This window comes from Shimwellia pseudoproteus (assembly GCF_016415625.1).
GTDB classification, from domain to species: Bacteria; Pseudomonadota; Gammaproteobacteria; order Enterobacterales; family Enterobacteriaceae; genus Shimwellia; species Shimwellia pseudoproteus.
This window is the reverse complement of record NZ_WBXP01000110.1, coordinates 1-1,697: the sequence shown is the minus strand read 5'-3', so window position 1 is coordinate 1,697 and position 1,697 is coordinate 1. Positions and strand designations below refer to the sequence as shown.

At 43.8% G+C, this 1,697-nt stretch carries 2 protein-coding genes; both read left to right on the top strand.

What is annotated here, in order from left to right:
* Nucleotides 1-632 (top strand): hypothetical protein (locus F9C28_RS19930; RefSeq protein WP_233149205.1); only part of this gene is annotated, 632 nt, incomplete at its 5' end.
* A 414-nt stretch (nucleotides 633-1,046) separates the two neighbouring features.
* The gene (locus tag F9C28_RS19925; protein ID WP_080490715.1) at nucleotides 1,047-1,478 is read left to right on the top strand and encodes a helix-turn-helix transcriptional regulator; all 432 of its coding nucleotides are present in this window, start codon (nucleotides 1,047-1,049) and stop codon (nucleotides 1,476-1,478) included.
* Nucleotides 1,479-1,697: the final 219 nt, after the last annotated feature.

The window sequence follows — 1,697 nt, the reverse complement described above, 5'->3', positions numbered from 1 at the left end:
ACATTAACTCTGGTGAGGAAAGTAAGATGTCATTCATAAAATCGCTAAACAAAAAAAATCAAACAGACCAAATAGAAGTGACGATTAACGTTAGGTTAACCCAAGAAGAGGACCATTTACTGACATTAGCAACCCAGCAATCTGGTTATAAAAGGAACGAGCTATTCTACCTCCTAGCAAAGGAATACATCTTTGATGATGAAAGCTTAAAGGAAATGGCTGAGGAGCCTGGCGCTGAGTTTTCAGAAGGCTTATACCAAAATTGTTATGTGGTTAACACTAACAGAGTTCATCATGAAGAAGATGATAAGTTCATGATTTCAGAGGGCGTAGCGGCAACATTTGAAGATGGTTATAAGGAAAAAATGGAGCAGGTTAAAAAAGGAGATTTAGTCTTTCTTTATCGCTCCGGCGAAGGAATTGTTGCACATGGTATCGCCAGTGGTGATGTTTTAAAGAAAGATCATAATGGCGTGCCAGACAAGACCTACTACCAGAAGCTATCAGGCTTTGTTAGGTACGAAAAACCACTAACCGCGTCTGAGATCCAGAGAATACTGGGGAGAAACGTTGTGTTTATGCACACGCTATTTAGCATTAGAGATGGCTATAAACTGCTTAAAAAAGATTAAACCCAGTCTACAGGTGGTTGGCATCACTTTGTGACACCAACCACCTTCCGGAAGTGTTTTTTACAGTGCATCGTCAAGGGTAAATGAACTCGCTACGCTCGCCCTTGACGAAATAAAGCTCCGAATATCGTTTTAAAAAATCAAGAACCGCTCGCCGCAGACTCATGACCGAACGTAGTGAGCGAATGAGCGAGGAAGCGGAATTTCCACGTCACTTACATAGGAACCCTAACACTCAGAACAGGCATAAAAGCACCTGATTTTGCCGATGTGTGATTGTGGAGAGTAATAAGATACAGAAGGGGATGGCTGGGAAGCCGCGCCACAAGCGGAAAGTTTTTGACAATAGTTATCTCTAGAGATAACTTAGTTATCTTGAGAGATAACTATTTTTTCCTGAATGGAGATTTTTAGATGCGGAGAATCACGCAGGTAGACCAAACTACAGGGGAGGAATTAGGTGGTTTTGTAGCAGTGATTCGTCCTAAACAAAAGTCATCATTCCAGAGGCACTTTACTATGAACCAAGCCGCGCTAATTACCATTGCCAATGAGCTAAACCATGACCAGATGCGTGTGCTGATGGCCTTGCTCGCAGAACTGGATTACGAGAACTACATCCAAGTTGCGCAGATGGATATTGCGGAAGCGCTGACTATGCAAAAAACAAATGTCAGTCGTGCGGTAAAAAACCTGATTGATTTCGGGATCATACTGGAAGGTCCTAAGATAGGACGGAGCAAAACTTATCGCTTGAATCCCCAGTTCGGTTGGAAAGGTACTGTCAGCAACCACAAAAAAGCACTAAAAAACGGCCTCAGCGTTATACAGGGCGGTAGAAGCTGATCTCTGGAATGTCGCATCAAAACTAACGACTCATACCACCCATGCCACGCGATCGCGTCTGTCGCTGTTTTTCACGTTCAATACGCTGCTGTTTTTCCTTTTCCTGGTTTTGCTGCTTAAAGGGGTCGGTTCCGGCTGAGGGCGAAATGACACCCTAAGCGTTAGCTCTGTGTCGTTGCACGATGTCAGCGACGGTATTCTTGCTGATACCGAGCTCGC